The 22,921-nt window shown below is 29.6% G+C and carries 17 protein-coding genes, 2 tRNA genes and 2 pseudogenes; 12 read left to right on the top strand and 9 right to left on the bottom strand.

Going from position 1 to position 22,921, the window contains the following annotated elements; all coding sequences use genetic code 11:
- Positions 1–2 precede the first annotated feature (2 nt).
- Positions 3–1,934, top strand: coding sequence for a ribosomal protection-like ABC-F family protein (gene abc-f, locus ELQ09_RS04245; RefSeq protein WP_070317163.1), 1,932 nt, complete (start codon positions 3–5; stop codon positions 1,932–1,934).
- 29 nt (positions 1,935–1,963) lie between these two features.
- Here abc-f and ELQ09_RS04250 read toward each other — a convergent pair.
- Both ELQ09_RS04250 and ELQ09_RS04255 read right to left on the bottom strand, forming a co-directional pair.
- A tRNA-Gly gene (locus tag ELQ09_RS04250) sits at positions 1,964–2,038 on the bottom strand.
- A gap of 9 nt (positions 2,039–2,047) precedes the next feature.
- Positions 2,048–2,134: transfer RNA gene (locus ELQ09_RS04255), tRNA-Leu, on the bottom strand.
- Positions 2,135–2,314: 180 nt separating this feature from the next.
- Between ELQ09_RS04255 and flgL the strand changes: the two genes are divergently transcribed.
- Together flgL and ELQ09_RS04265 are read left to right on the top strand one after the other, a co-directional pair.
- Positions 2,315–4,561 (top strand): flagellar hook-associated protein FlgL, encoded by a 2,247-nt coding sequence (flgL, locus tag ELQ09_RS04260; RefSeq protein WP_134263785.1) that lies wholly within the window; start codon positions 2,315–2,317, stop codon positions 4,559–4,561.
- Positions 4,562–4,667: 106 nt separating this feature from the next.
- Positions 4,668–7,508 (top strand): DNA translocase FtsK, encoded by a 2,841-nt coding sequence (locus tag ELQ09_RS04265; protein ID WP_134263786.1) that lies wholly within the window; start codon positions 4,668–4,670, stop codon positions 7,506–7,508.
- A gap of 83 nt (positions 7,509–7,591) precedes the next feature.
- Here ELQ09_RS04265 and rpsO read toward each other — a convergent pair whose 3' ends face one another.
- Positions 7,592–7,864: a 30S ribosomal protein S15 gene (gene rpsO, locus ELQ09_RS04270; protein ID WP_002852579.1), complete on the bottom strand. Its 273-nt coding sequence runs from the start codon at positions 7,862–7,864 to the stop codon at positions 7,592–7,594.
- A gap of 173 nt (positions 7,865–8,037) precedes the next feature.
- Between rpsO and ELQ09_RS04275 the strand changes: the two genes are divergently transcribed.
- The 5 genes from ELQ09_RS04275 to ELQ09_RS04295 are packed head-to-tail and all read left to right on the top strand — an operon-like array spanning position 8,038 to position 12,519.
- Positions 8,038–8,448 (top strand): RrF2 family transcriptional regulator, encoded by a 411-nt coding sequence (locus ELQ09_RS04275; RefSeq protein WP_084763109.1) that lies wholly within the window; start codon positions 8,038–8,040, stop codon positions 8,446–8,448.
- Positions 8,435–10,609 (top strand): flagellar biosynthesis protein FlhA, encoded by a 2,175-nt coding sequence (flhA, locus tag ELQ09_RS04280; protein ID WP_002852599.1) that lies wholly within the window; start codon positions 8,435–8,437, stop codon positions 10,607–10,609. Before ELQ09_RS04275 ends, flhA begins: the two co-directional genes overlap by 14 nt.
- Before the next feature lie 8 nt (positions 10,610–10,617).
- Positions 10,618–11,664 (top strand): DHH family phosphoesterase, encoded by a 1,047-nt coding sequence (locus tag ELQ09_RS04285; protein ID WP_070317167.1) that lies wholly within the window; start codon positions 10,618–10,620, stop codon positions 11,662–11,664.
- Entirely contained in the window at positions 11,648–11,890 is a 243-nt protein-coding gene (locus ELQ09_RS04290) for a hypothetical protein (protein WP_087705092.1), read from the top strand. The genes ELQ09_RS04285 and ELQ09_RS04290 overlap by 17 nt, the downstream gene beginning before the upstream one ends.
- Positions 11,887–12,519, top strand: coding sequence for a hypothetical protein (locus tag ELQ09_RS04295; protein WP_070317168.1), 633 nt, complete (start codon positions 11,887–11,889; stop codon positions 12,517–12,519). The genes ELQ09_RS04290 and ELQ09_RS04295 overlap by 4 nt, the downstream gene beginning before the upstream one ends.
- Here the strand turns inward: ELQ09_RS04295 and ELQ09_RS08260 are convergent.
- Positions 12,497–12,647: pseudogene (locus tag ELQ09_RS08260) on the bottom strand (hypothetical protein). The gene ELQ09_RS04295 and the pseudogene ELQ09_RS08260 overlap by 23 nt on opposite strands.
- A gap of 201 nt (positions 12,648–12,848) precedes the next feature.
- On the opposite strand from ELQ09_RS08260, the gene ELQ09_RS04300 reads away from it, so the two are divergent.
- Positions 12,849–13,835: a c-type cytochrome gene (locus ELQ09_RS04300; protein ID WP_087705105.1), complete on the top strand. Its 987-nt coding sequence runs from the start codon at positions 12,849–12,851 to the stop codon at positions 13,833–13,835.
- A gap of 34 nt (positions 13,836–13,869) precedes the next feature.
- On the opposite strand, the gene ELQ09_RS04305 is transcribed toward ELQ09_RS04300, so the two are convergent.
- The 4 genes and pseudogenes from ELQ09_RS04305 to ELQ09_RS04320 form a co-directional block, all read right to left on the bottom strand.
- Positions 13,870–14,511, bottom strand: coding sequence for a thiol:disulfide interchange protein DsbA/DsbL (locus tag ELQ09_RS04305; protein ID WP_134263787.1), 642 nt, complete (start codon positions 14,509–14,511; stop codon positions 13,870–13,872).
- Between the two features lie 104 nt (positions 14,512–14,615).
- Positions 14,616–16,451 (bottom strand): annotated as a pseudogene (locus ELQ09_RS04310) (aryl-sulfate sulfotransferase).
- An 87-nt stretch (positions 16,452–16,538) separates the two neighbouring features.
- A complete protein-coding gene (gene dsbI / locus ELQ09_RS04315; protein ID WP_134263788.1) occupies positions 16,539–17,348 on the bottom strand; it encodes a protein-disulfide oxidoreductase DsbI in 810 nt (269 codons plus the stop codon).
- A complete protein-coding gene (locus ELQ09_RS04320; RefSeq protein ID WP_134263789.1) occupies positions 17,345–18,007 on the bottom strand; it encodes a thiol:disulfide interchange protein DsbA/DsbL in 663 nt (220 codons plus the stop codon). The genes dsbI and ELQ09_RS04320 overlap by 4 nt, the downstream gene beginning before the upstream one ends.
- A gap of 628 nt (positions 18,008–18,635) precedes the next feature.
- Here ELQ09_RS04320 and ELQ09_RS04325 point away from each other — a divergent pair.
- Genes ELQ09_RS04325 through ELQ09_RS04335 form a run of 3 tightly spaced genes read left to right on the top strand, consistent with a single transcriptional unit; the run spans position 18,636 to position 22,037 of the window.
- On the top strand, positions 18,636–19,700 hold the full coding sequence (locus ELQ09_RS04325) for a tyrosine-type recombinase/integrase (RefSeq protein ID WP_002916154.1): 1,065 nt from the start codon (positions 18,636–18,638) through the stop codon (positions 19,698–19,700).
- Complete coding sequence (locus tag ELQ09_RS04330; protein ID WP_134224707.1) at positions 19,690–21,474, top strand: bifunctional anthranilate synthase component I family protein/aminotransferase class IV; 1,785 nt, start codon at positions 19,690–19,692, stop codon at positions 21,472–21,474. Before ELQ09_RS04325 ends, ELQ09_RS04330 begins: the two co-directional genes overlap by 11 nt.
- On the top strand, positions 21,471–22,037 hold the full coding sequence (locus tag ELQ09_RS04335) for an aminodeoxychorismate/anthranilate synthase component II (RefSeq protein ID WP_134224706.1): 567 nt from the start codon (positions 21,471–21,473) through the stop codon (positions 22,035–22,037). Before ELQ09_RS04330 ends, ELQ09_RS04335 begins: the two co-directional genes overlap by 4 nt.
- On the opposite strand, the gene ELQ09_RS04340 is transcribed toward ELQ09_RS04335, so the two are convergent.
- On the bottom strand, positions 22,024–22,896 hold the full coding sequence (locus tag ELQ09_RS04340) for a DMT family transporter (RefSeq protein ID WP_070317175.1): 873 nt from the start codon (positions 22,894–22,896) through the stop codon (positions 22,024–22,026). The two genes, ELQ09_RS04335 and ELQ09_RS04340, sit on opposite strands and share 14 nt — an antisense overlap.
- Between the last annotated feature and the right edge of the window lie 25 nt (positions 22,897–22,921).

Genomic DNA, 22,921 nt, shown 5'->3' on the forward strand with positions numbered 1-22,921 from the left:
AAATGGCTCTTATAGATTTAATTGAAGCTTCAAAAAAATTTGGAGACAAAATAGTTTTAAATGAAGTAAATTTTAGCGCAAACGAGGGAGAAAAGATTGCCATTATAGGGAAAAATGGAGAAGGAAAATCTACTTTTTTAAAAACGCTTTTAGGCGCACTTCCTTTAGATAGCGGTAGAGTAATAAGACAAAATGGAAAAAGCATAGCCATGCTTTCACAAACCGTTGATTTTAACGCAAATTTAAGTGTAAAAGAAGCCATCAAGCAAGAGCTTGCAGAAATTTACAATGCCTTAGAAGAATATGAAACACTGCATAAAAAATTAGAAGAAGATCCTAGCAATAAAGATTATCTTAAAAAAATAGATACGCTTATGACTTTAATTGATAGTAAAGATGCTTGGAATATAGAATCTAAAATAATACGCGTTTTAAAAGAATTTAGTTTGCTTGAGTATGAAAATCGTATTATATCTACTTTAAGTGGTGGAGAAATACGCCGCGTTGGCCTTTGCATACTTTTACTAAAAAATCCTGATATTTTATTGCTTGATGAACCAACTAATCATTTAGATGTATATATGACAAGCTTTTTAGAAGAATTGCTAAAAAATTCAAAGATGTGTGTGATTTTTATTTCCCATGATAGATATTTTATTGACGCTATAGCACACAAGTGTATAGAAGTGGAGCAGGGTAAACTTAGTATTTTTAAAGGCGGATATGCAAACTATTTAGAGAAAAAAACACAAATTTTGCAAAGCCTTGCTAAGAGCCATGAAACTCTTTTAAAGCAATTAAAAAGCGAAGAAGAATGGCTTAGAAGAGGGGTTAAGGCAAGACTTAAAAGAAATGAAGGACGAAAAGAACGCATTTTTAAAATGCGTGAAGAAGCGAAAAAAAATCCCGGAGCAATCAAACGCTTAAAACTTGAAATTTCAAGAGCGGCTTTAAATTTTAATGGAGAAAAAACGATCAATCGTAAAAAAATGCTTTTTGAGCTTAAAAATATAAGCAAAAATATAAACAATAAAAATCTTTTTAAAGATTTTTCAACGCGTATTTTACAAGGTGAACGCATAGCTATCGTAGGAAGAAATGGTTGTGGAAAATCGACATTGTTAAAAATTCTTCTAGGGCAAATAAAACAAGATAGCGGTGAAATAAAACGCGGAGAGCTTAAGATAGGATATTTTGATCAAGCTAGAAGCTTGGTAAATTCTGATAAAAGCTTGCTTGAAATTTTTTGTCCCAATGGTGGAGATAGGGTTGAAGTTCGTGGTAAAAATATGCATGTTTATGGATATTTGAAAAATTTTTTATTTCCTAAGGAATTTTTAGATAAAAGTGTGGCTCTTTTAAGTGGTGGAGAGAAAAATCGCGTTGCTTTAGCCTTGCTTTTTACTAAAGAATATGACGTTTTGATTTTAGATGAGCCAACTAATGATCTTGATATAGCTACGATTAATATATTAGAAGAATACTTACTTAGTTTTGAAGGGGCTATTTTGCTAGTATCACACGATAGATATTTTGTTGATAAAATCGCAACAAAACTTTATGCTTTTGAGGGAAATGGATATATAAATATTTTACACACTCTTTATACTGAATATCTTGAAAATGAAAAAGAAATTGAAGAATTGGATAATTTTGCTTTAGAGCTTCAAACCCAAGAGCAAAATAATAACCAAAAAGAAAAAAGCTCTAAAAAATTAAGCTACAAAGAAAATGAGATATTAAAAAACCATCCTGAAAAAATAGATTTTTTAGAGCAAAAGATAGCTAAATTAAATCAAGATTTATCCGATCCAAATGTATATCAAGAAATAGGTATTAACAAGCTTTATCAAGAGCTTGAAGTAATGCAAAAAGAACTTGAAATTCTAGAAAATGAGTATTTTTTAGTATTAGAAAAAAGCGAAAATTTATAATTAAAAAGATTTTATAATTTTTTATTCGATGGAGCGGGAAACGAGATTCGAACTCGCGACCCCAACCTTGGCAAGGTTGTGCTCTACCCCTGAGCTATTCCCGCAAAAATAAGTGGTGCCCGAGGTCGGACTCGAACCGACACAAGGTTACCCTTACCAGATTTTGAGTCTGGCGCGTCTACCAGTTTCACCACTCGGGCTAGTTTAATATTTTAAAAGATAAAATTATACTTTTCTAGCCTAAAAAATACTTTAAAAATAAAAAGTATTTTCAAAAAGACGATATAAAATTATGTAATTTAAATTTTTGGAACAGTTATTGCTTTTGTTTATTAGCAATGTTTGAAAAGATTTTAACTTTAATACTTTAGAGGAAAAAAATGAGAATTACAAATAAACTTAACTTCACAAATAGTGTGAATAATTCCATGGGTGGGCAAAGTGCTTTATATCAGATATCTCAACAACTTGCTTCAGGTTTGAAAATACAAAATTCATATGAAGATGCAAGTACTTATATAGATAATACGCGTCTTGAATATGAGATTAAAACATTAGAACAAGTAAAACAAGCAACAAACAGTGCAAAAGAAATGACTCAAAACAGCATGAAAGCTTTGCAAGATATGGTTAAACTTCTTGAAGATTTTAAAGTTAAAGTAACTCAAGCTGCAAGTGATGGGAACTCTCAAACTTCAAGGGAGGCTATAGCAAAAGAACTAGAACGCATAAAAGAAAGTATAGTTCAGCTTGCAAATACTAGCGTTAATGGTCAGTATCTTTTTGCAGGTTCACAAGTCGCAAACAAACCTTTTGATTCTAATGGCAATTATTATGGAGATAAAAATAATATCAATGTAGTAACTGGAGCTGGAACTGAAAGTCCTTACAATATACCTGGATGGGATTTATTTTTCAAAGCGGATGGAGACTATAAAAAACAAATTACTACTAATATCAGTTTTACAGATAATCGTTATACAGATAAAGATAAACAAGAATATTTAAACGGAGATTCTGCTTGGAAGCAGCTTATCGGGCAAAATTATGTAAAAGAGGGTGGATTAGATCCATATAAAGATTTTGAAGATAAGGATAATAAGCTTAACTTTCCACCTTCAACACTTTATGTTCAAGGAACTAAGCCAGATGGCACAAGCTTTAAAAGTGCAGTTTTGGTAAAACCAGATGATAAAATAGAAGATGTATTAGAGCAAATTGGCACACTTTATGGCAATACTCCTAACAATAAAGTTGTAGAAGTAAGCATAAATAATAGCGGTCAAATTCAAATTACGGATTTAAAACAAGGCAATAATAAATTAGACTTTCATGCCGTAGCCTATACTCCACAAATGAATGAAACTCAAGAATTTAAAAATATGGTAAATTTTGCTAAAGAAAATAATATTGATATGAATGAAATAACCAATAAAGTTATGGAAGCTGCGATACAAAATGGTGATATCACTCATCCAACCAGCCCAGTAACTATTAAATTAAAAGATAAAAATGGGGTTGAAAAAGAATTTAGTTTTAGTCTAGCTCAAACCGATTTTATCAAAAGCAATATGACTGATTCAGCCGGAGAAAAAGCTAATGGTGCAGATTATGATAATGTTTATTTTGAAAAAGATGGAAATACTGTTTATGGTAATGTTTCTCAAGTGATTAAAGGAAGTAATGCTTATGCAACAGATTCAACCAAGCTTAGCGAAGTCATGGCAGGAGATAGTTTAAATGGTACCACCTTAAATTTAAAAGTTAATTCCAAAGGTGGAAATACTTATGATGTAACTATAAATTTAGGAAATTCAACTGTAAGTTTTAAAGATCCTCAGACTCAGCAAGATATAAGTTTTCCTATCATGCATACTGATCCTACAACTGGAAATAGTGGGGTAGTAACTCCTTCAAATGAAATAACTTATGGGCAAATTAATAATATCATCGGTATGTTTGCCTCTGATAAAGTGCCTACTCAAAGCATCACAGCTAACAATAATAAAATTGATGCTGCAGGTTATGATAATATCCAGCAGCTTATAAAAGACTCTCAAGCAACAGTCGATGTTAGCATGGATTATAAAGGACGTATTAGCGTTACAGATAAACTTTCTTCAGGAACCAATATAGGAATTTCTTTGAGCGATTCTCAAAGTGGTCATTTTCCAGTGCCTCCTTATACTGAAACCGCACAAATCCAAAATGGTCCAAATTTTAGTTTTAGTGCTAATAATGCTTTAACTATAGATGAGCCAAATGTCGATCTTATAAAAGATCTTGATACTATGATCGATGCAGTTTTAAGTGGAAACATGAGAGCAGATGGAAATTCAGCTGATCCAAGAAATACGGGAATGCAAGGTGCTTTAGAAAGGCTTGATCATTTGGCTGATCATGTAAGCAAACTCAATACAACTATGGGGGCTTATCATAATATCATAGATGGAGTAAATACCCGAGTGAGTTTTTTAAGTGTAAATGTGCAAAGTATCAAATCAAATGTAATTGATGTTGATTATGGTGAAGCTATGATGAATTTAATGCAAACTCAACTTGCATATCAAGCTTCTCTTAAGGCTAGTACAACAATTTCTCAACTTAGCTTATTAAATTATATGTAAAAATTTATGGTATAATTGGCTTTGATTTTATTTTTAAGGAAAGAATATTAAAAAAGAAGCCATTTTTACCAGCTCTACACTTGTTATTTTTTATCTTTGTCTTTGCATGCTAGCACCTAGCATGGGAGAATGGGTTTACAAGGTTAATTTATTTTTATTTGGAGAATTTGGGTATTATTATCCGTTTTTTTTACTTGTGTTAAATTATCTTTACTATAGAAAAAATTATAAAATAGAAAATTTTAAGCGTAGAGAGCTTTTTGGTTTTTCTTTGGCTTTTTTTTCTACCTTGCTTTTATTTTCTGTCTTTTATAGAGAGTTTGGGTATATTTTAGAAATTGTATATGGATTTTTTTCTATAATCTTAGGACATACAGGGAGTGGAATTTTTGCTCTTTTGCTTTTACTATTTTCTTTGATCTTATTGTTTCCGAAATTTGCAAAAGAAATTTTAAAAATAGAATTGGATTTTGCTTTTTTATTAAAAGTAGAGCAGGCTTTTAAGTCTTTGCTTATGCGTGTATTTGGTGGAGAAAACGAGAAAGAAGATGTAGGTAAATCAGAACCTATGGCTCCAAAATTAAATATTTTGCAAAATAGTATTTATGAGAATTTACAAATAAATAAAAAAGAAAAAACCAATAACTTAGAACAGATAATTAAAGATTGCAATATCAATGCAAGTAAAAATTCAATTACCACAGCTAAGGAAAACTTTGAAAAACTAAAAAATCAAATTTTAGATGAAACCATAGAGATTGATACGCAAAGTTTAAAAGAATCAAAAAGTTTTGTTTATGAGCATTCTCAACAAGTGCGAAATTTCGCACAAAAGGCTAGTAAAATGAGTATTAGTCTTGATGAAGATTTTAATTTTATTTCAGAAGAAGAGGTAGATATGATTCCTGAACGTTTTTTAAAACCTAAAAAACTTGAAGATATAAAGCAAATAGATACAAATAAAAATTTAGATGAACCAAGTTATAAGCGTAAAAATATTGAAATTCCAGTTTCCAAACAAGAAGTTAAACCAAAAATTTTTACAAAAGAGCTTGAACTTAGAGAGAAATTGATAAAAAAAGAAAAATTAGAACAAGAATACAAAGCCTATCAAAATGAAATTTTAGAAAATAAAGTAAAACAGGAAATTAAAAAATTAGAAGAATATGATGCAATAAATTCAAGCGATATTATAGAAGGGAATAAATATAGTTTTAATAGCCTAAAAACAATCAAAACAGAAACAGAAGAATCAAACAAAATAAATGAAAATAAAAATCCAGATAAAGCAGACAATATCTTCGAATTTACTCCTATTGTAGAAGAGTTAAATCATCCTTATATAGAACCTACTCCTATAAAAAATATAAATGAAATAGTTATAGAAGAAAAAAATACACTCGATTTTATCCAAAATACAGAAATTAAAATCGATGATGAAAAAACAAATGATCAAGAAATTAAACTTCAAAAAGCAGTTTTAGCCAAAGAAATTGCTATCAATCAAGCTTTATTGCGTGAAATAGAGCAGGGTGAGATAGAAAAACCAAAAGATTTCACCTTGCCACCATTAGATTTTTTGGCTAATCCAAAAGAGCATAGACAAGAAATCAATGAAAGTGAAATAGATAAAAAAATTTACAATCTTCTTGAAAAGTTGCGTCGTTTTAAAATAGGAGGTGATGTTATAAGCACTTATGTTGGTCCTGTTGTAACTACTTTTGAATTTCGTCCTAGTGCAGATGTAAAAGTAAGTCGTATTTTAAATTTACAAGATGATTTAACTATGGCTTTAATGGCAAAATCAATCCGTATTCAAGCTCCAATACCAGGAAAAGATGTTGTAGGTATAGAAGTGCCAAATGATGAAATTCAAACCATTTATCTAAGAGAAATTTTACAAAGTGAGGTTTTTAAAAACGCTAAAAGTCCTTTAACTATAGCTTTGGGTAAGGATATAGTAGGCAATGCTTTTGTAACCGATCTTAAAAAACTTCCGCATTTACTTATTGCAGGAACCACGGGAAGTGGTAAAAGTGTGGGGATAAATTCTATGCTTTTAAGTCTTTTATATCGCAACTCTCCTAAAACCTTACGTTTGATGATGATAGATCCCAAGATGCTTGAATTTAGCATTTATAATGATATTCCCCATCTTTTAACTCCTGTTATCACAGATCCAAAAAAAGCAGTCAATGCACTTTCAAATATGGTAGCTGAAATGGAAAGACGTTATCGTTTAATGGCTGATGCAAAAACCAAAAATATAGAAAACTACAATGAAAAAATGAAAGAATTAGGCGGTGAAGAACTTCCTTTTATTGTAGTAATTATTGATGAACTTGCTGATTTGATGATGACTGCGGGTAAGGATGTGGAATTTTATATAGGAAGACTTGCACAAATGGCAAGAGCAAGTGGAATTCACTTGATTGTAGCTACACAACGACCTTCTGTTGATGTTGTAACGGGGTTAATTAAAGCAAATTTACCAAGTAGAATTTCTTATAAAGTAGGGCAAAAAATTGACTCTAAAGTTATTTTAGACGCTATGGGTGCTGAGAGTTTACTTGGAAGAGGGGATTGTTTATTTACTCCTCCTGGAACAAGCTCTATAGTGCGTTTACATGCGCCTTTTGCAAGCGAATTTGAAATAGAAAAAATCGTGGATTTTCTAAAAGATCAGCAAAGCGTAGAATATGATGAAAGCTTTTTAAAAGATCAGCAAAGCGTGGGTGTTACAACAAATGAAAGCTTTGATGGGGAAGTAGATGAGCTTTATGAAGAAGCTAAAAGAGTAATCTTAGAAGATGGAAAAACAAGCATTTCTTATTTGCAACGCCGTTTAAAAATCGGCTATAACCGCTCTGCAAATATTATTGAACAACTTACGCAAAATGGAGTTTTAAGCGAACCTGATGCCAAAGGACAAAGGAAAATTTTATAAGATTTTCTTTTTATTTTGATATAAAAACTAATTACAAAAGAAGAAATTTATAAAGATAAAAGCCCCATAAAAAGGGCTTAAAATTATTTATCTCTGAGATTTAATTCGGTAATTAACTTACTATAAGAATTATAATCTTTTCTTTTAAGATAAGATAAAAGTCTTTTTCTTTGACCTACAAGTTTTAAAAGTCCTAATCTTGATGAAAAGTCTTTTTTGTAGATTTTTAAATGTTCTGTAAGTTCTGCAATTCTTGCAGTTAAAAGAGCTACTTGAACTTCTGTTGAACCAGTATCACCTGGTTTTTTAGCGAATTTCGCAACTATTTCTGCTTTTTTGGCCGAATCCAAAGCCATGATAGACCTCCTGATTGGTAAAATAATAAAATTAAAGAACTATAATTTTACCTTAAAAAGCAAAAAATAAACTGAATTTATCTTTTTTAGAAGGTTTTGTCAAAATTTAAGTCTTTTTCTAAGAATTATTTATTATAATTACAGCTATTTCTGTAGTTATACAAGGAGAATCTGTGCTATTTACCAAAGCTAGCGAATACGCTTTACTTTCTTTAATTTATATTTCTCAAAAAGAAACACCTCAAGATGTAGATTCTTTAGCTTTAGAGCTTGATATTCCTAAAAGTTTTTTAGCTAAAATTTTACAAACTTTAGCTAAAGATGGTTTGTTAAAATCCTTTAAAGGGGCAAAAGGTGGTTTTGCATTAATCAAAGAACCAAATCAATATACTATAAAAGAAATTGTTAATAGTGCTGAAAAAAAGGATATCAGTGTATTTGAATGCAGTGGTGGTACTTGTCCAAATAATAAAGAAGAAAATTGTACCTTAATGCCTATGTTAGTAAATTTACAAAATAAAGTAGATGAATTTTTAGATTCTATTACTTTAGAAGATATTATGAAAAATAATGGCAAAAAATAAAATAGTCGATTTAGTTTTTCCTTTTTTGGGGCCTTTAATTGCTCCTGTTTTAAAAGCTAAAAGCTTAACTATTGTTGGTTTTTTAGTTTGCATTTTAGCTATTATCATAGTTCCTTTACCAAGTCCTATTTTGGACTTTTTCTTAGCTTTAAGTATAGCTTTATCAGTATTAATTATTTTAATTTCTATTTATATACCTAAACCGACAGATTTAACAACTTTTCCAACTTTAATCTTGATTATTACTTTATTTAGACTTTCTTTAAATATAGCTACTACGAGGATGATTTTAAGCGAAGGGCAAAACGGCCCTGAAGCTGTGAGTGAGATTATAGCAGCATTTGGAGAATTTGTTGTTGGTGGAAATATGGTCATTGGTGTGATTGTATTTTGTATCTTAGTATTGATTAATTTCATGGTTGTAACAAAAGGTAGTACAAGGGTTTCTGAAGTACAAGCAAGATTTACACTTGATGCGATGCCAGGTAAACAAATGGCTATTGACGCGGATTTAAATGCAGGACTTATTGATGAACAAACCGCTAGAGCAAGACGTCAAGAAGTTATTGCTGAGGCAAACTTCTATGGTGCAATGGATGGTTCTTCTAAATTTATCAAAGGAGATGCTGTTGCAGGAATTATCATAACTATTATAAATATCATAGGTGGTTTTTTAATAGGATCTTTTCAGCACGATATGGCTTTAAGCGATGCTGCATCTACTTATACTATTTTAACCATAGGTGACGGACTTGTATCGCAAATTCCAGGGCTTATTACTTCTACTGCAACCGCTATAATTATCACTCGTGCAAGCAAAGATGAAGAAAATTTTGCAGAAGGAACTTTAACTCAACTTTTAAGCGAATATCGCACGCTTTTAATAGTAGGTTTTGTACTTTTTATCTTTGCGTTAGTGCCTGGCTTGCCAACTTTATCCTTGGGCTTTATGGCTTTAGTTTTTTTAAGTCTTGGCTATCTTACTAAGCAGGTTAAGGAAGGTAAAATTGATATAACCACAGTTAAAAAAAGCAAACCAAGTGCTGCAGCCGCATCTCAAAGTGGAGCAGGTGGGACAACGGCAGCACCTGCTAAGAAAAGCGAAGAAGAAATTCTCAAAGAAGAAGAGCACAAGATTAACGACATACTCAAAGTTGAAATTTTAGAACTTGAACTTGGATACGGACTTATTAAGCTTGCTGAAAATGAACTTACAGAAAGAATTCGCTCAATGAGAAGAAGCATTGCTGAAAGTTTAGGATTTTTAATGCCAAAAATAAGAATAAGGGATAATTTAAGACTTAAACCAAATGAATATAGTTTTAAACTTAAGGGCGTGTCTATAGCAAGCGCTGAAATTTATCCAGATAAATATTTAGCCATGGATAGTGGTTTTATCACAGAAGAGATAGAAGGGATTGCTACAAAAGAACCCGCTTTTAACTCTGATGCACTTTGGATTGATGCGAATTTAAAAGATGAAGCAACATTAAATGGCTATATAGTAATAGATCCTGCAAGTGTTATTTCAACACATATGAGCGAACTTATCAAAGCGCACGCAAGCGAACTTCTTACACGCCAAGAGGTGCAAAATCTTCTTGATAAGGTTAAAAATGATTATCCAATCATTGTAGAAGGTGCTTTAGGTGTTGCACCTGTAAGTCTTATTCAAAAAATTCTCAAAGACTTGCTTAAGCATCACATACCAATTAAAGATATGCTTACTATTTTAGAATCTGTAAGCGATATAGCAGAAGTAAGCAAGAGTTTTGATATGATTATTGAACATGTAAGGGCGTCTTTAGCTAGGATGATTACAAATATGTATTTAGATGATAAAGGAAATTTGGATATTTTTATCTTAGACTCTGCTAGCTCTGCAGTTTTAATGGAAAATGTACAATTTAGAGATGGAAGTTATCACTTGCCTTTAAGTGTAGCTCAAACAGGCACTTTAGTAGATACTCTAAGGGCTGAAGTTGCCGCGGTAGCAAATGGTCGTATCAAGCCTTTTATACTTTGCGTTGAACCGCAGCTTAGAAAATTCATTGCTGATATTTGTTATAATTTTAGCATTAATATAGTAGTGTTAAGTTTTGCAGAAATTGCAGAAAATACAAATTTTAATACCGAGGGTATTATTAGGATAGAACTTTAAGGAATATAATGAAAATTTATCATCTTTCGCATACAGATCTTGATGGTTATGCTTGTCAATTTGTAGTAAATTTTTATTTTAAAAATGTGAAATTTTATAATTCTAACTATGGTAAAGAAATTAATGAAAATTTTAATTCTATTATAGGCGATATAGAAAAAGATGAAAATTTCGGAAAAGCTATTATTCTAATAACAGATTTAAATTTAAATTTAAATCAATGCGAAGAATTTGAAAAAATTTGCAAAGAGAAAAATATAAAAATTTTTCTTCTTGATCATCATCAAAGTGGCGAAGAATGTGCTCAAAAATATTCTTGGTATTTACTTGATTCTAAAAGATGTGCAACTAAAATCGTTTATGATTTTTTCTCTAAAATCTGCACTCCTGTTTTAGAACTTTCAAAATTTGTTGATGTGGTTAATGCTGTTGATATTTGGCTAAGCGAGGATGAAAATTTTGAACTTGGAAAGGTTTTTTTAGGCTTGATTGCCAATGCAAAAGAAATAAATCGCGTGATGTTTAAAGAATCTCAAATCGATTATATGTTTTTCTTGCTTGATAAGGCTTGGAAATTTATAGGAAAAGAAAATGCGAATATTTTACTCGATAATGCTACTCATTTTATAAAAAAGGATTATTTTGCCAGAAAAAATGATGATACTCTTTCTAATTTAATTTCTTGTTTTGTAGTTGAAAAACTAAGTGAGCTAAAAGAAAATTTCAGTATAGAATATGAAGGCCATAAAGGCATCTTAACTTCAAATATAGGCAATACTTCTGTTATTGGAAATGATTTTTTAGTAAAAAATCCTGATTATGACTTTTTTATTGATGTTAGTTCTAGAAAAACCTTAAGTTTTCGTGCAAATGGAAAAATAGATGTAAGTTTAATGGCTAAAAATTTAGTAGGTGGTGGTGGACATAAAAATGCTAGTGGTGGACTTTTTGCGACATTTAAAGATGGAGCAAATTATAATCATATTAAGGCTCAAATTATTGATTTAATTAAAAGCAAAGAACTTAAAAAGGAAAACAATGAATCAAAACAATAATAAAACCTTAAAAAATGAACTAGAAGATTTACAATATGAGCTTAGCATAGTTTTAGAAGCTATGCTTTTATACGCTGGAGTTAAAAGAGAAAAATTAGAAAATGCAATAGAAGCTTATATTGATAATATAGATAATGTGCTCAAAAATTCCAACAAAGAAGGGGTTGATGAAATTTTAGAAGTGGTGGAATTTCTAAAAAATAAATACAAAGATTTTTTTCAATGAAAAAGTGTATTTTAATTTTTTTTAGTTTATATTCTTTAAGTTTTGCTAATATTTACGAAAAATTAAATGATTTTGCTTATGAAAAAAAACCGAACAAAGATTTTAAGATTCAAGAAGTTAAATTAGTACAATTTTCACAAGAAAATAAAGATTGCCTTGAGCTTTTAATAGAAGCTGGTCAAATTAGAATTTTAAATAGCTATAACTCTTGTCAAAAATTATCTAAAGATGAAAGTTTTCAAAAATTTCTTAATGAAGATTTTTTAAAACTTTATAAAAATAATGGATACTTGATTAATGAAAATTTACAAAATTTGAAAAATACCATGCAAGATATTATGATATATTATAAACTCCGATATTCTTTTAGTAAAGATGTAAAAGATATGAGTAAAAATAAGAATTTGGATGTTTTAAATATAGATGAAAAAGATGGTGGTACTTTGCTTTATAAAATCAACAATCAAGCTTGCGTTGGAATAGAACTTACAAGACATGACTCAAGAATGGCTATGAAAATATACGGAATAGAAAATTTGGATAAAGAGTGCAAACTATTTATCCAATCGCCTTCTTTTAAAGATCTTTCTTACACAAAAAAAGATTTTAAGTGGTATTATTTAGAATAAATAAATGCTTTAATTTTTAAATAAAAATTTTTAAAAATCGCACTTAAAGTAAAAGTATCTTGCCTTCCAAGATTTTGAAAAACGCAGTTATCTAAGTCTTTTTTTTCTTGAATGCTTAAATTTTTCATTAAACCAACCTCTAAAAATATTGCAAACTTCAATTTTATCAAAAAAACTTTATTTTTATTTTAAAGTTTTAATTATAAGGCAAATAAATATTTTTTTAAGAATTTGAAGTTTTTTATTAAAATATTATTAACTTTTATTGACTTTTTTGAAGCAAAGTTATATACTGAATTCAAATTAGACAAATTTAAGGAGGAAAAATGATGAATAAATTTTCTATAGTTTTAACTTTGTTGTTATGTGGAAGTTGTGCTTTAGCCTTAGATCCAAATTTGGAAAAAACTAAGAGTGCAACAGGTATTGATCTACCTACTGCCAAATGGAATTTACCTAAGGCTTTAAATGAAGATGGTACCATAGATGAAACTAAAATGCCAAAAAATTCAGAATATAGCAAAATGGTTATTTTGGGAAATAAAATTCTTAATGAAACAAGCAAATATGTAGGTCCACAGGTCAAAGATCCTAAAAAAAGATTTGCGGGAAATAATCTTTCTTGTTCAAGTTGCCATGCTAATGGTGGAAGTGTACAAAATCAATCAGGTTTTGTAGGAATTTGGGCAAGATTTCCGCAATATAATGCCAGAGGAGATAAAGTAATTACCTTAGCAGATAGGATCAATGGCTGTTTTGAACGCTCTATGAATGGCAAAAGAATGCCTAGTGATGCGCCTGAAATGAAAGCCATGCTAACTTATATGCAATGGTTATCTCAAGGAGTTCCAGTAGGAGCTAAGATAGAAGGGCAGGGGCTTAAGAAGATAGATTTCATCTCAAGAGCAGCTGATCCTAAAAAAGGTAAGGCAATTTATATGGATAAATGTGCCGTTTGTCATCAAGAAAATGGATTAGGGCTTAAAAATGAGGATAGCGCAGGGGCGTATTATCTTTATCCACCACTTTGGGGCAATGATAGTTATAATACAGGAGCTGGAATGTATCGTCTTATCAAAGCTGCTTCTTATATTAAAGAAAATATGCCTCAAGGTGCGCCTGACTTAAGTCTTGAAGATGCTTATGATGTAGCAGCTTACATGAATTCACAAGCTCGCCCTATTAAAGCAAATAGAGATAAAGACTTTCCAGATAGAAAGGTTAAGCCTTTAGATATGGATGTAGGACCTTATGATGATAGCTTTTCTACAACCCAACATCGCTATGGACCTTATACAAATATGATCAAAAAATAATTTTAAGGCAATTTTTATTGCCTTAAAAAATTTATTATTTCATATTACTTAATTTTTTAACTAGATCTTCTAAATCTTGCATCGAATTGATTGCACTTGGGTTAATTTGATATTTTCCATTGACAACAAAAGCAGGGGTGCCATAGGTTTTAGCTATATCATTAGCTCTTTGAAACTCTCTTAAAATTTCTTTAGCTTTTGGGGTATTTAAAAAATTTAATACTTCATTTTTATTTACATTCATAGCCTTTAAACCTATGTCGTAAAATTCATCTAAATTCGAAAAATTTCTTTGCTTGTTTAAAAAATAAGAAACAAAATAAACATCAGCAAGTTTATGAGATAAACTATCAGAATAACTTGCGTCTTTACCATTTTGCTCATCTTTGTATTGAGCAAAGGCAAAAAGATCATTCATTTCTTTGGAAAAATCTCCATTCATTAAACTTACAGGATAGAGTTTAAAATGCAAATTTGGAAAAGCTTCTCTTAGTTTTTCAAGGGTTCCAAATTTATGATGATTATAACAATGTATACATTTATAAGAAAATACTTCTATTACACTATTTTCGGAGTTGGGTAAATTTGGATTAAGAGTAATAAAACTATTATTTGCTAACGCAAAACTTGAGCAAAATACAAGCGCTAAAACAAATTTGCAAAAAAAATTACGCATACTATATCCTTGATTAAATAAAATTTTCAAAGATAATTTTATTTAAAAAAAATAAATAAGCCCAAATTTATTTTTGGGCTTATTTATTTTTTAGGATTGAATGCTTAATCAACGCTAAAAGGCATTGCTTGATAACCCGTGCCTGAACCGCTAAAATTAAATTTGAACCGAAGGCTCCTTAGCACCCCCCCCCAGTTAAATTCATCAATTTCAGGTTTTGGCTCTCCAAGACTTACACCTTTGCTAAGATCACAAGCCATTCCAGCTGTTGCGCTATAAACCATAATAGAATCTTTATCTGGTTCATATTGAGTTAAAGAAGTTACAGGAGAAAACCATTCATTTCCACGATTTTTACCATATTCCCAAATTTGTTCCACAGTTTTATTTTGCTGATCGATTTTATAAATTACAGCACGAGAATATTTTTGACTCGCAAATGCAGGTTGCTCAGCTCCTCTTGCATCACCATTATCAAAAACACTTATATAGATATAACGCTTGTTTGATTTACTATCAATTCTCCAGCCTGTATGTTGTGTCCAAGTGAAATCAAATCCACCATTTTCATTTTCATAACCTGGGCATTTGCTATAATCATCATCGCAAACAATTTTTTTGCCATTTTTATCTATAGGTTGTAATAAATATTTTTGAAATTCTTTATTCCATCCTTTATGTGCCCCTAAAATCCATTTTATTTTTTTATCACGACCAATTTTAACAACAGCACTTTGATGGCGACTAGAAATAATAATACTGTCATCACTTGGATCATAATCAACGCTATTTACATGAGCCCAATTCCTACCTATACCTGTACCTGCTATATCTCCAAATTTGTAGCTTTCATCCATTTTGGCAAGCTCTTCATCGCTTAAAGTTTTACCCGCTTTGCTTGCATCTATATTTAAACACACTGCACCTTGATCTAAAGCTTTGATAATAGTACTTCTATAAGGATCTAAAATCTCATACAATCTCCAATCATCAACAACATTACCATTCTCATCTACTTCTATAATAGTATCACGCACTGTGCGTACATGCTTACCATTTGGACGCAAAGTATTTGCTGAAGCTACTCTTAATATAAATAATGCCCATTTTGCATATTGTCCATAGCATGAGAAAAATCTATATAGGCAACAGGTAATTTACGATTGAAAATTTCTCTTCCTAAGATATCGTATTTTACATATCTTTGACCAAATCCCCAAGTTAAAGCTACATCTTTGTTTTGATGAAAACCCATCATAATTCCACGATTGTAAATATTGTCCCAGTTCATTAATTTATCGTTATCAAAATACCATCTGATTTCACCCTTGGTATCTATGATAAAGACATTTGAATTTTCATCCCATTCCATAGCACCACCTACAGGATTATTCCATACAGATTGTGAGCCTTTGCCAGATTGTTTTCCAGGAGCATTATTTACTAAATATAGCCTATCTGAAAATTTTGGATCCATTTTTATCAAAAGGAGTTCCTCTTTGATCAGTGCTTCCACTTGGTTCTATGCTAACCCCTGGAGTTGTAATTTTATAAATCTCATCAACAACTTTTTGACTTTTACCATTTGCAGTCTTAGTATAACTTACCTTTACTGTATTTAAATAAGAAGGATAAAGTCCAAAAATAGGAATTCCACCATAAGTCTTAGCCATTTTAGAAATCACACTATAAGAAATAGTTTGACCATTTGGTTTAGGAACAATAGTTACTTTTATATCGCTTAAGACGTAACCATTATCCATAATAATAGCGGTCAAAGGAGACAATCCATAAGGATTCATTTTAATCGCATCTATTTGTCCTTGAATTTTCCAATCTATTTTCGCTCCACTGGGACCACCCATGGCCATTAAAGCATTAGGTGCAAGTAGGGTAGAACCCGTCAAAAATGCCATGCAAATAGTTTTGCTAAGTCTCATGATAAATCCTTTAAAATTATTTAAGCCATCCTAAAATAGCTTAATAAAATTTTAATAATACGCAACAAAAATAATGTGTTGCGTATTTTAAGAGCATCTTAAAACGACTTGATTTAAATGATTTAAACTAGCTATATTTTGATTTGGATTTTTTGGTTCTCCTATAAATTTAAGCACCAAAACCAAAATAACAATCACCAATGCAAAAATTTTAGCATTAGGTTTATTTTTATCTAAAACATAGGCTATAAACATTGCAAAAAGCACAATAAAACAACATAAAAATGCCATAAGACAGCAAATTGCCATATTCATAAACTTTAAACCAGGAATCAAATACCAACCATTGCTATAAAGCCCATTTTCAAAATTAGGTGGAATTCCTATAAAAAATTTTTGAAAAGCATTAAGATGATTATAAGCATTTTCTGGAACTACAGGGGTATCCATCCCACATTCTCCTGTTGGCAAAAACCAACTAGGAGCCCATTCATGCAAAGGTAAATTAAATGGGTAAATAGGAATTTCACGACATCCATCTACACCTGCAAAAGGATTTTCAGAATGAACCACTTCATGAATATGATTTAAAGTTAGACAATGCTCCAAGCCAAGCCAAATTCCATAAAAAGCTAAACCATAAGAAAAAATTTTTATAATATTATTTGCAGGGTTGATTAATGCAATCATACCGCCTATAGCCATAACAAGCATATCAAATCTTATATACACACATTGTTCGCAAGGTTCCATAAAAAGATATTCTTGAAATAAAAAATGTGCTATACAAGTAAGCCCTATAGTAACTATAATCAAAATTAACCAAGGTTTGCGCGTATCTTGCCATTTAGAAAGTGAAAAATTTCTGCAATTATCTTTCATTTTTATACAACTCATTTTTGCTTGCTAAGTTCTTTAGTAATCTCAATCAAAGCCTCTGGAGAGTTGATTGCACTTGGAATGATTTGATATTCTCCATTAACAACAAAAGCAAGGGTGCCATAATTTTGCGAAATAGGATTGGCAATTTCATAACTTTTTAAAAGCTCTGCAGCCTCTGAAGTTTTTAAGAAATTTTCCAAATCAGCCTTGCTCACATTCATTGCTTTTAAACCGACACTATAAAAAGCTTCAGGATTTTTACCATTTTCCCATCTTTGTTTTTTCTTAAAATATGCATTAAAATAAGCTTCAGCAACTTTATGAGTTAAGCTATTTTTATCCGTAGGATCAATTTTATTTACACCATCCTTAAATGCCGCAAAAGCAAAAATTTCATTAGCTTGCCTTCCATAATCTCCCATAGAACTTACAGGATAAAATTTGTAAGTTAAATTAGGCAATTTTTCTTTAACTTTACCCATGGTATTAAATTTGTGATGATCATAACAATGAGTACAGCGATAAGAAAAAATTTCAATCAATGAATTATCAGCGTTAGCAATAGGATTTTTAAGAATTACATATTCTTTACCTTCACTTAATGCGCTAGCACTTATACCTGCTAAAAAAGCACATGTAACAATAGATCTTGCTAATTTTACTGGAAATTTCATTACCTTCTCCTTGAAATTTGGTTTTGACAAAACTTTTTATTAAGTTTTTATGTAATAAATATTATAAAACTATTAAAATAAAAATATTCTTAAAAAATTTTATAACTAAAAAATATTTACTTTAACTAAAAATTAAGAATAGGGGGATTAAAAATTTAATGCACAAGTTATCATTTTTATGTATATTTTGATAATAATATAAAATAATTTAATTTTTAAATATTCTTTATAGTTTTCAAGAAAAGTACAATATAATTTTAATTTACAAAATAAAATTATCAATTTTTTACATTATATTTTGTGGATAAGTTTATTTCACTCAAAAGGTAAAATCATAAAAGTATGGAAAAATAGTAGATTAAAGTATATCAAAATAGAATAATCTATGTGTATATAAAAAAGTTTGAAAATTACAGTTTTCAATACAAAATTATAATTTTTATATATTTTTACCTTTTATCACATCTTTTTATGATTGATATAAGATTTATTTAATAAAAATATTTTAATCTTTTTGCCTCGCATGCAAAACAAACTTTTTCCTAAAAAAGCTTTTTTTTACTAAGTTAATACTAAAATACCTTTTCTAATTAAAAAGCTAAAAATTTATATTTTAGGAAAAGTTTTTATGAAATACCCTTTAGATTGTGAAGAAAATTTTGAAAAATCATTTTTATTTTGGCTGGCAAAATATGTAAAATTTAAACTCAATTCGCTATCTAACAAAGAGTTAAAAAATCCACAAGCTTTAGCAGAAGTTAATTTTGCCCTTACAAAAGGTGTAAAAAACATTGAAGAACTTGACGCTCTAGCAAAAAAAGCAAGAAATGCTGGTTTAAGTGGAGTTAATACTTATTTTAACCCCTTAAAAAAAGTGTTTGAATATTTAAATTTTTACAAGCTTTACTCTTTAAAACAGATTGATGAGGAACTCATTGTAGAAGTTTTAGCAAGTGTAACAGGTGCTTTATCAGATGCAAGTAAAAAAAATTACCGTATTGCTGTGATTAATTTTTTTGATTTTTTAGACAAGCAAAACGAAGAAGATGAAAAAGCACATATTTTTGATATCAATCTTAAAAACTGGGCAGGTATAGCAGGTTCTAAAGGGGTGAAATTACCCGAATTTATGAGTGAAGAAGAGCTTAAAAAATTTCTTGATGCTATTGAAAATGCAGATTTTAAAAACAATACCATACGCAATAAACTTATTCTTAAAATCATCATTTTTACAGGCATACGGGTAAGCGAAGCTATCAATATCAAAATGGGTGATATTAGCGAAGAAAACGATCTTTATATCATAAGAATAAGAGCTAAAGGCAATAAATATCGTGTTGTAATGATAAAAAAAGAACTTATTTACGATTTACTTAAAAATGTAAGTATTAATTATATGAGTAAAGACGCCCTACTTTTTGTCAATAAAAAAGGCACTCCACTGACTCAATCTTATGTCAGTCGTATAGTAGAACAGCTTTTATTTCACGCAGGAATTCGCAAACAAAAAAATGGTGCTCACATGTTGCGTCATACTTTTGCCACCCTGCTTTATAAAAAACAAAAAGATTTAGTTTTAGTTCAAGAAGCTTTAGGGCATGCAAGTTTAAACACTTCAAGAATTTACACTCATTTTGATAATGATAAATTAAAACTTGCCGCACAGGTTGCAAAGGAATTAAGTGACTCTTGAAAACTATGCTATTTTTGGTAAATATTTTTACTATGATTTAAAACATACTTTAAAAGCCTTTAACCACAAAGAAAGTAAAAAATGCTTTAAATTTATAGAAAAATATAAAAATGATTTTTATATTTTAATGCTTGCTGATTATGAGCTATATAGATATTTTCAAGATGAAAATTTCACAAGTAAAAAAGCTTGTTTGTCTGTTTTTGCTTTTAAAAAAAGAAAAAAATTTCAAAAAGAGGATATCGATGAAGAAAAATTTATTCCTGAATTTATAAATTTTTTAGATCAAGATAATTACAAAGAAAATTTCGTTAAAGTTAAAGAGGCGATCTCCAAAGGAAGAGTTTATCAAATCAACCTCACTCAAAATTTTAAATTTCATAGCAAAATGGATTCTTTTGAACTTTTTAAACTTTTGCTTTCTAGACAAGATACTGAATTTAAAGCTTTTATAAAAGATGAAACAAGAGAAATTTTATCCTTTTCTCCTGAACTTTTCTTCAAAACCAAAAAAAGAAAAATATTTACAAAACCTATGAAAGGCACGATTAAGCGTGATAAAGATCATATAAAAGATGAAGAAAATAAAATTTTCTTGCAAAATGATACAAAAAATCTAAGTGAAAATGTTATGATTTGTGATCTTTTGCGTAACGATCTTTCAAAAATCATCACAAAAAAAAGCTTAAAAACCAAACTTTTTGAAATTCAAAGTCACCCTACTTTACATCAAATGACTTCAAGCGTACAAGGAAAACTTAAAAAAAATATTTCTTTATATCAAATTTTTAAAGCCCTCTTTCCTTGTGGTTCTATTACAGGTGCCCCAAAGCTTGAAAGTATTAAATTTATTGAAGAATTAGAACAAAGAGATCGTGGTATTTACTGCGGAACTATAGGTTTAATACACAAAAATAAAAATAAATTTAGCGTAGCTATACGCACCTTAGAAAAACAAGATGAAATTTATACTTATAGCACGGGTAGTGGCTTGGTTTGGGACTCAAAATTCAAAGATGAATTTGAAGAATTAAAACTTAAAAGCGCGATCTTAAATCCTTATGATTTTCATCTTTTTGAAACCATGTATTTTAAAAATTCTCAAATTTTATTTTTAAAAGAACATTTATTAAGGCTTATAAATTCAGCTCTTAAATTTAATTTTAATACTCACAAGCTCTTTAAAGATTTTTATAATATTTTAAACCAAAAAAGTTCTTATAAAGAATATCAAAATTTTACACTTTTTAAACTCGATGAAAAAATTTTCCACAAAAAACATTCTTTATTTTATAATTTTCCCCTACCCTTTAAAAATCCACATAAAGAAGGAATTTTAAAGCTTATTTTATACAAAGACGGAAGATACGAAATTCAACAAAGTGCCTCAAAACAAAATTCAAACGATATTTTGCTTTTAAGTGATGATAAAATTAACTCAAAAAGTGACAATCTCTATCACAAAAGCTCTTTGCGTACTTTTTATAATCAACACTCATACAAATGGCAGCAAAACTTGTGTTATGACATAGCTTTTTTTAACGAAAAAAATGAACTTTGCGAAGGCTCAAGAACCAATCTCATCTTAGAAAAAAACGCTCAATTTTATACTCCACAAATTCAAAGTGGTATATTAAATGGTGTATATAGAAATTTCTTAGTCAATCTTGGTTTAATAAAAGAAAAAGCATTATTTAAACAAGATTTATTTGAAGCAGAAAATATTTATTGCATTAATTCCGTGCGTGGTTTAAAAAAGGTAAAATTACAATGAAGAAAATTTTATTTATAGATAATTATGATTCTTTTAGTTATACCATCATCTATTATCTTAAAGAACTTGGTTTTGAATGTAAAGTGATAAAAAACGATGCCTTTAAAAAAGCTAAAGAATTAGAAAAATTTGATTTTACTCATCTTATCATCTCTCCTGGCCCTCATTCTCCTAAGAAATCTAAATTAAGCTTAAAAGCAATCAAATATTTTAAAAAAAACAAAAAAATTTTAGGTATATGTTTAGGGCATCAGTGTATAGCTGAAGTTTTTGGCGGTAGGGTTTCTAAAATGCAAAATCCCATGCATGGTAAAATTTCTAAACTTTATTTTAAAAAAGATCCTATTTTTAAAGGTATTAAAAAAGAAATTGAAATTTGTTTATATCATTCTTTACATATTAGTTCTATGCCTAAAAAATGCAAAATTTTAGCTCGTAATTCAGAAAATATCATTATGGCAATTAAACATAAAAAATATCCTATTTATGGATTGCAATTTCACCCTGAAGCGGTTTTAACTCAAAAAGGTAAAAAAATACTTAAAAACTTTATGAAACTTTAGTCTTTTTTGCATTTAAAATAACACTCAATATAATTAAAGCAAAAGCAAAAATATCAAGCAAGCTATAATGGGTTTTTAAAAATAAAAAACTCATCAAAGCAGCTGCTACAGGCTCTATAGAGGCAATCATACTAGCCCTTAGAGCACCTATATATTCCACTCCTTTTAAATATAAACAAAAAGCCCCTATAGTTCCGATAAAGACAATCCCGCCCATAGAAAAAAATGCTTTTAAGTTAAAAGCATAGTGAATTAAACCCTTATCAAATTGCAAGATTAATAAAAATACAAAAGAAGCAAAAAGACTCGCCCAACCCATTATCCAAAAAAGACCATATTTTAATATCACTTCTCTAGCGCTTAAAGAATAAAAAGCAACCCCAAAAGCTCCTATAACAGCCCAAAAAATACCCCAATAATTTAAAACCACCGCTTCAATATCTCCTTTAGTTGCAAGCAAAAACAAAGCAAAAATAATCAAAATCAAAGCCAAAATTTCTATCAATTTAGGAAATTTTTTATTTTTAAAGCACAAATAAAGCATTATAATCAAAGGTGCACAATATTGTATCATAGTTGCAGTTCCAGCATCGGTATAATAAATAGCCTTAAAATAACCAAATTGTGTTAGCAAAAGCCCAAAAAATCCAAACATACAAATACTTAAGCTTTCTTTTAAATTTGTAAAAACTAAAATCTTTTGAGCTTTAAAACTTAAAAAAATCAAAATCAACCCTGTAGATAAAAGCCTATAAAAACAAACCCAATCTACGCTATAATTATTTTTAAAAAGGTATTCAGCTAAAACACCGCTAATAGCCCAAAAAATACCTCCCAAAAGAACTAAAAATACGCCCATTGCAAACCTTAATAAAAATTATTTT

It is taken from the genome of Campylobacter sp. CH186, assembly GCF_004378925.1.
Classification (GTDB): domain Bacteria; phylum Campylobacterota; class Campylobacteria; order Campylobacterales; family Campylobacteraceae; genus Campylobacter_D; species Campylobacter_D jejuni.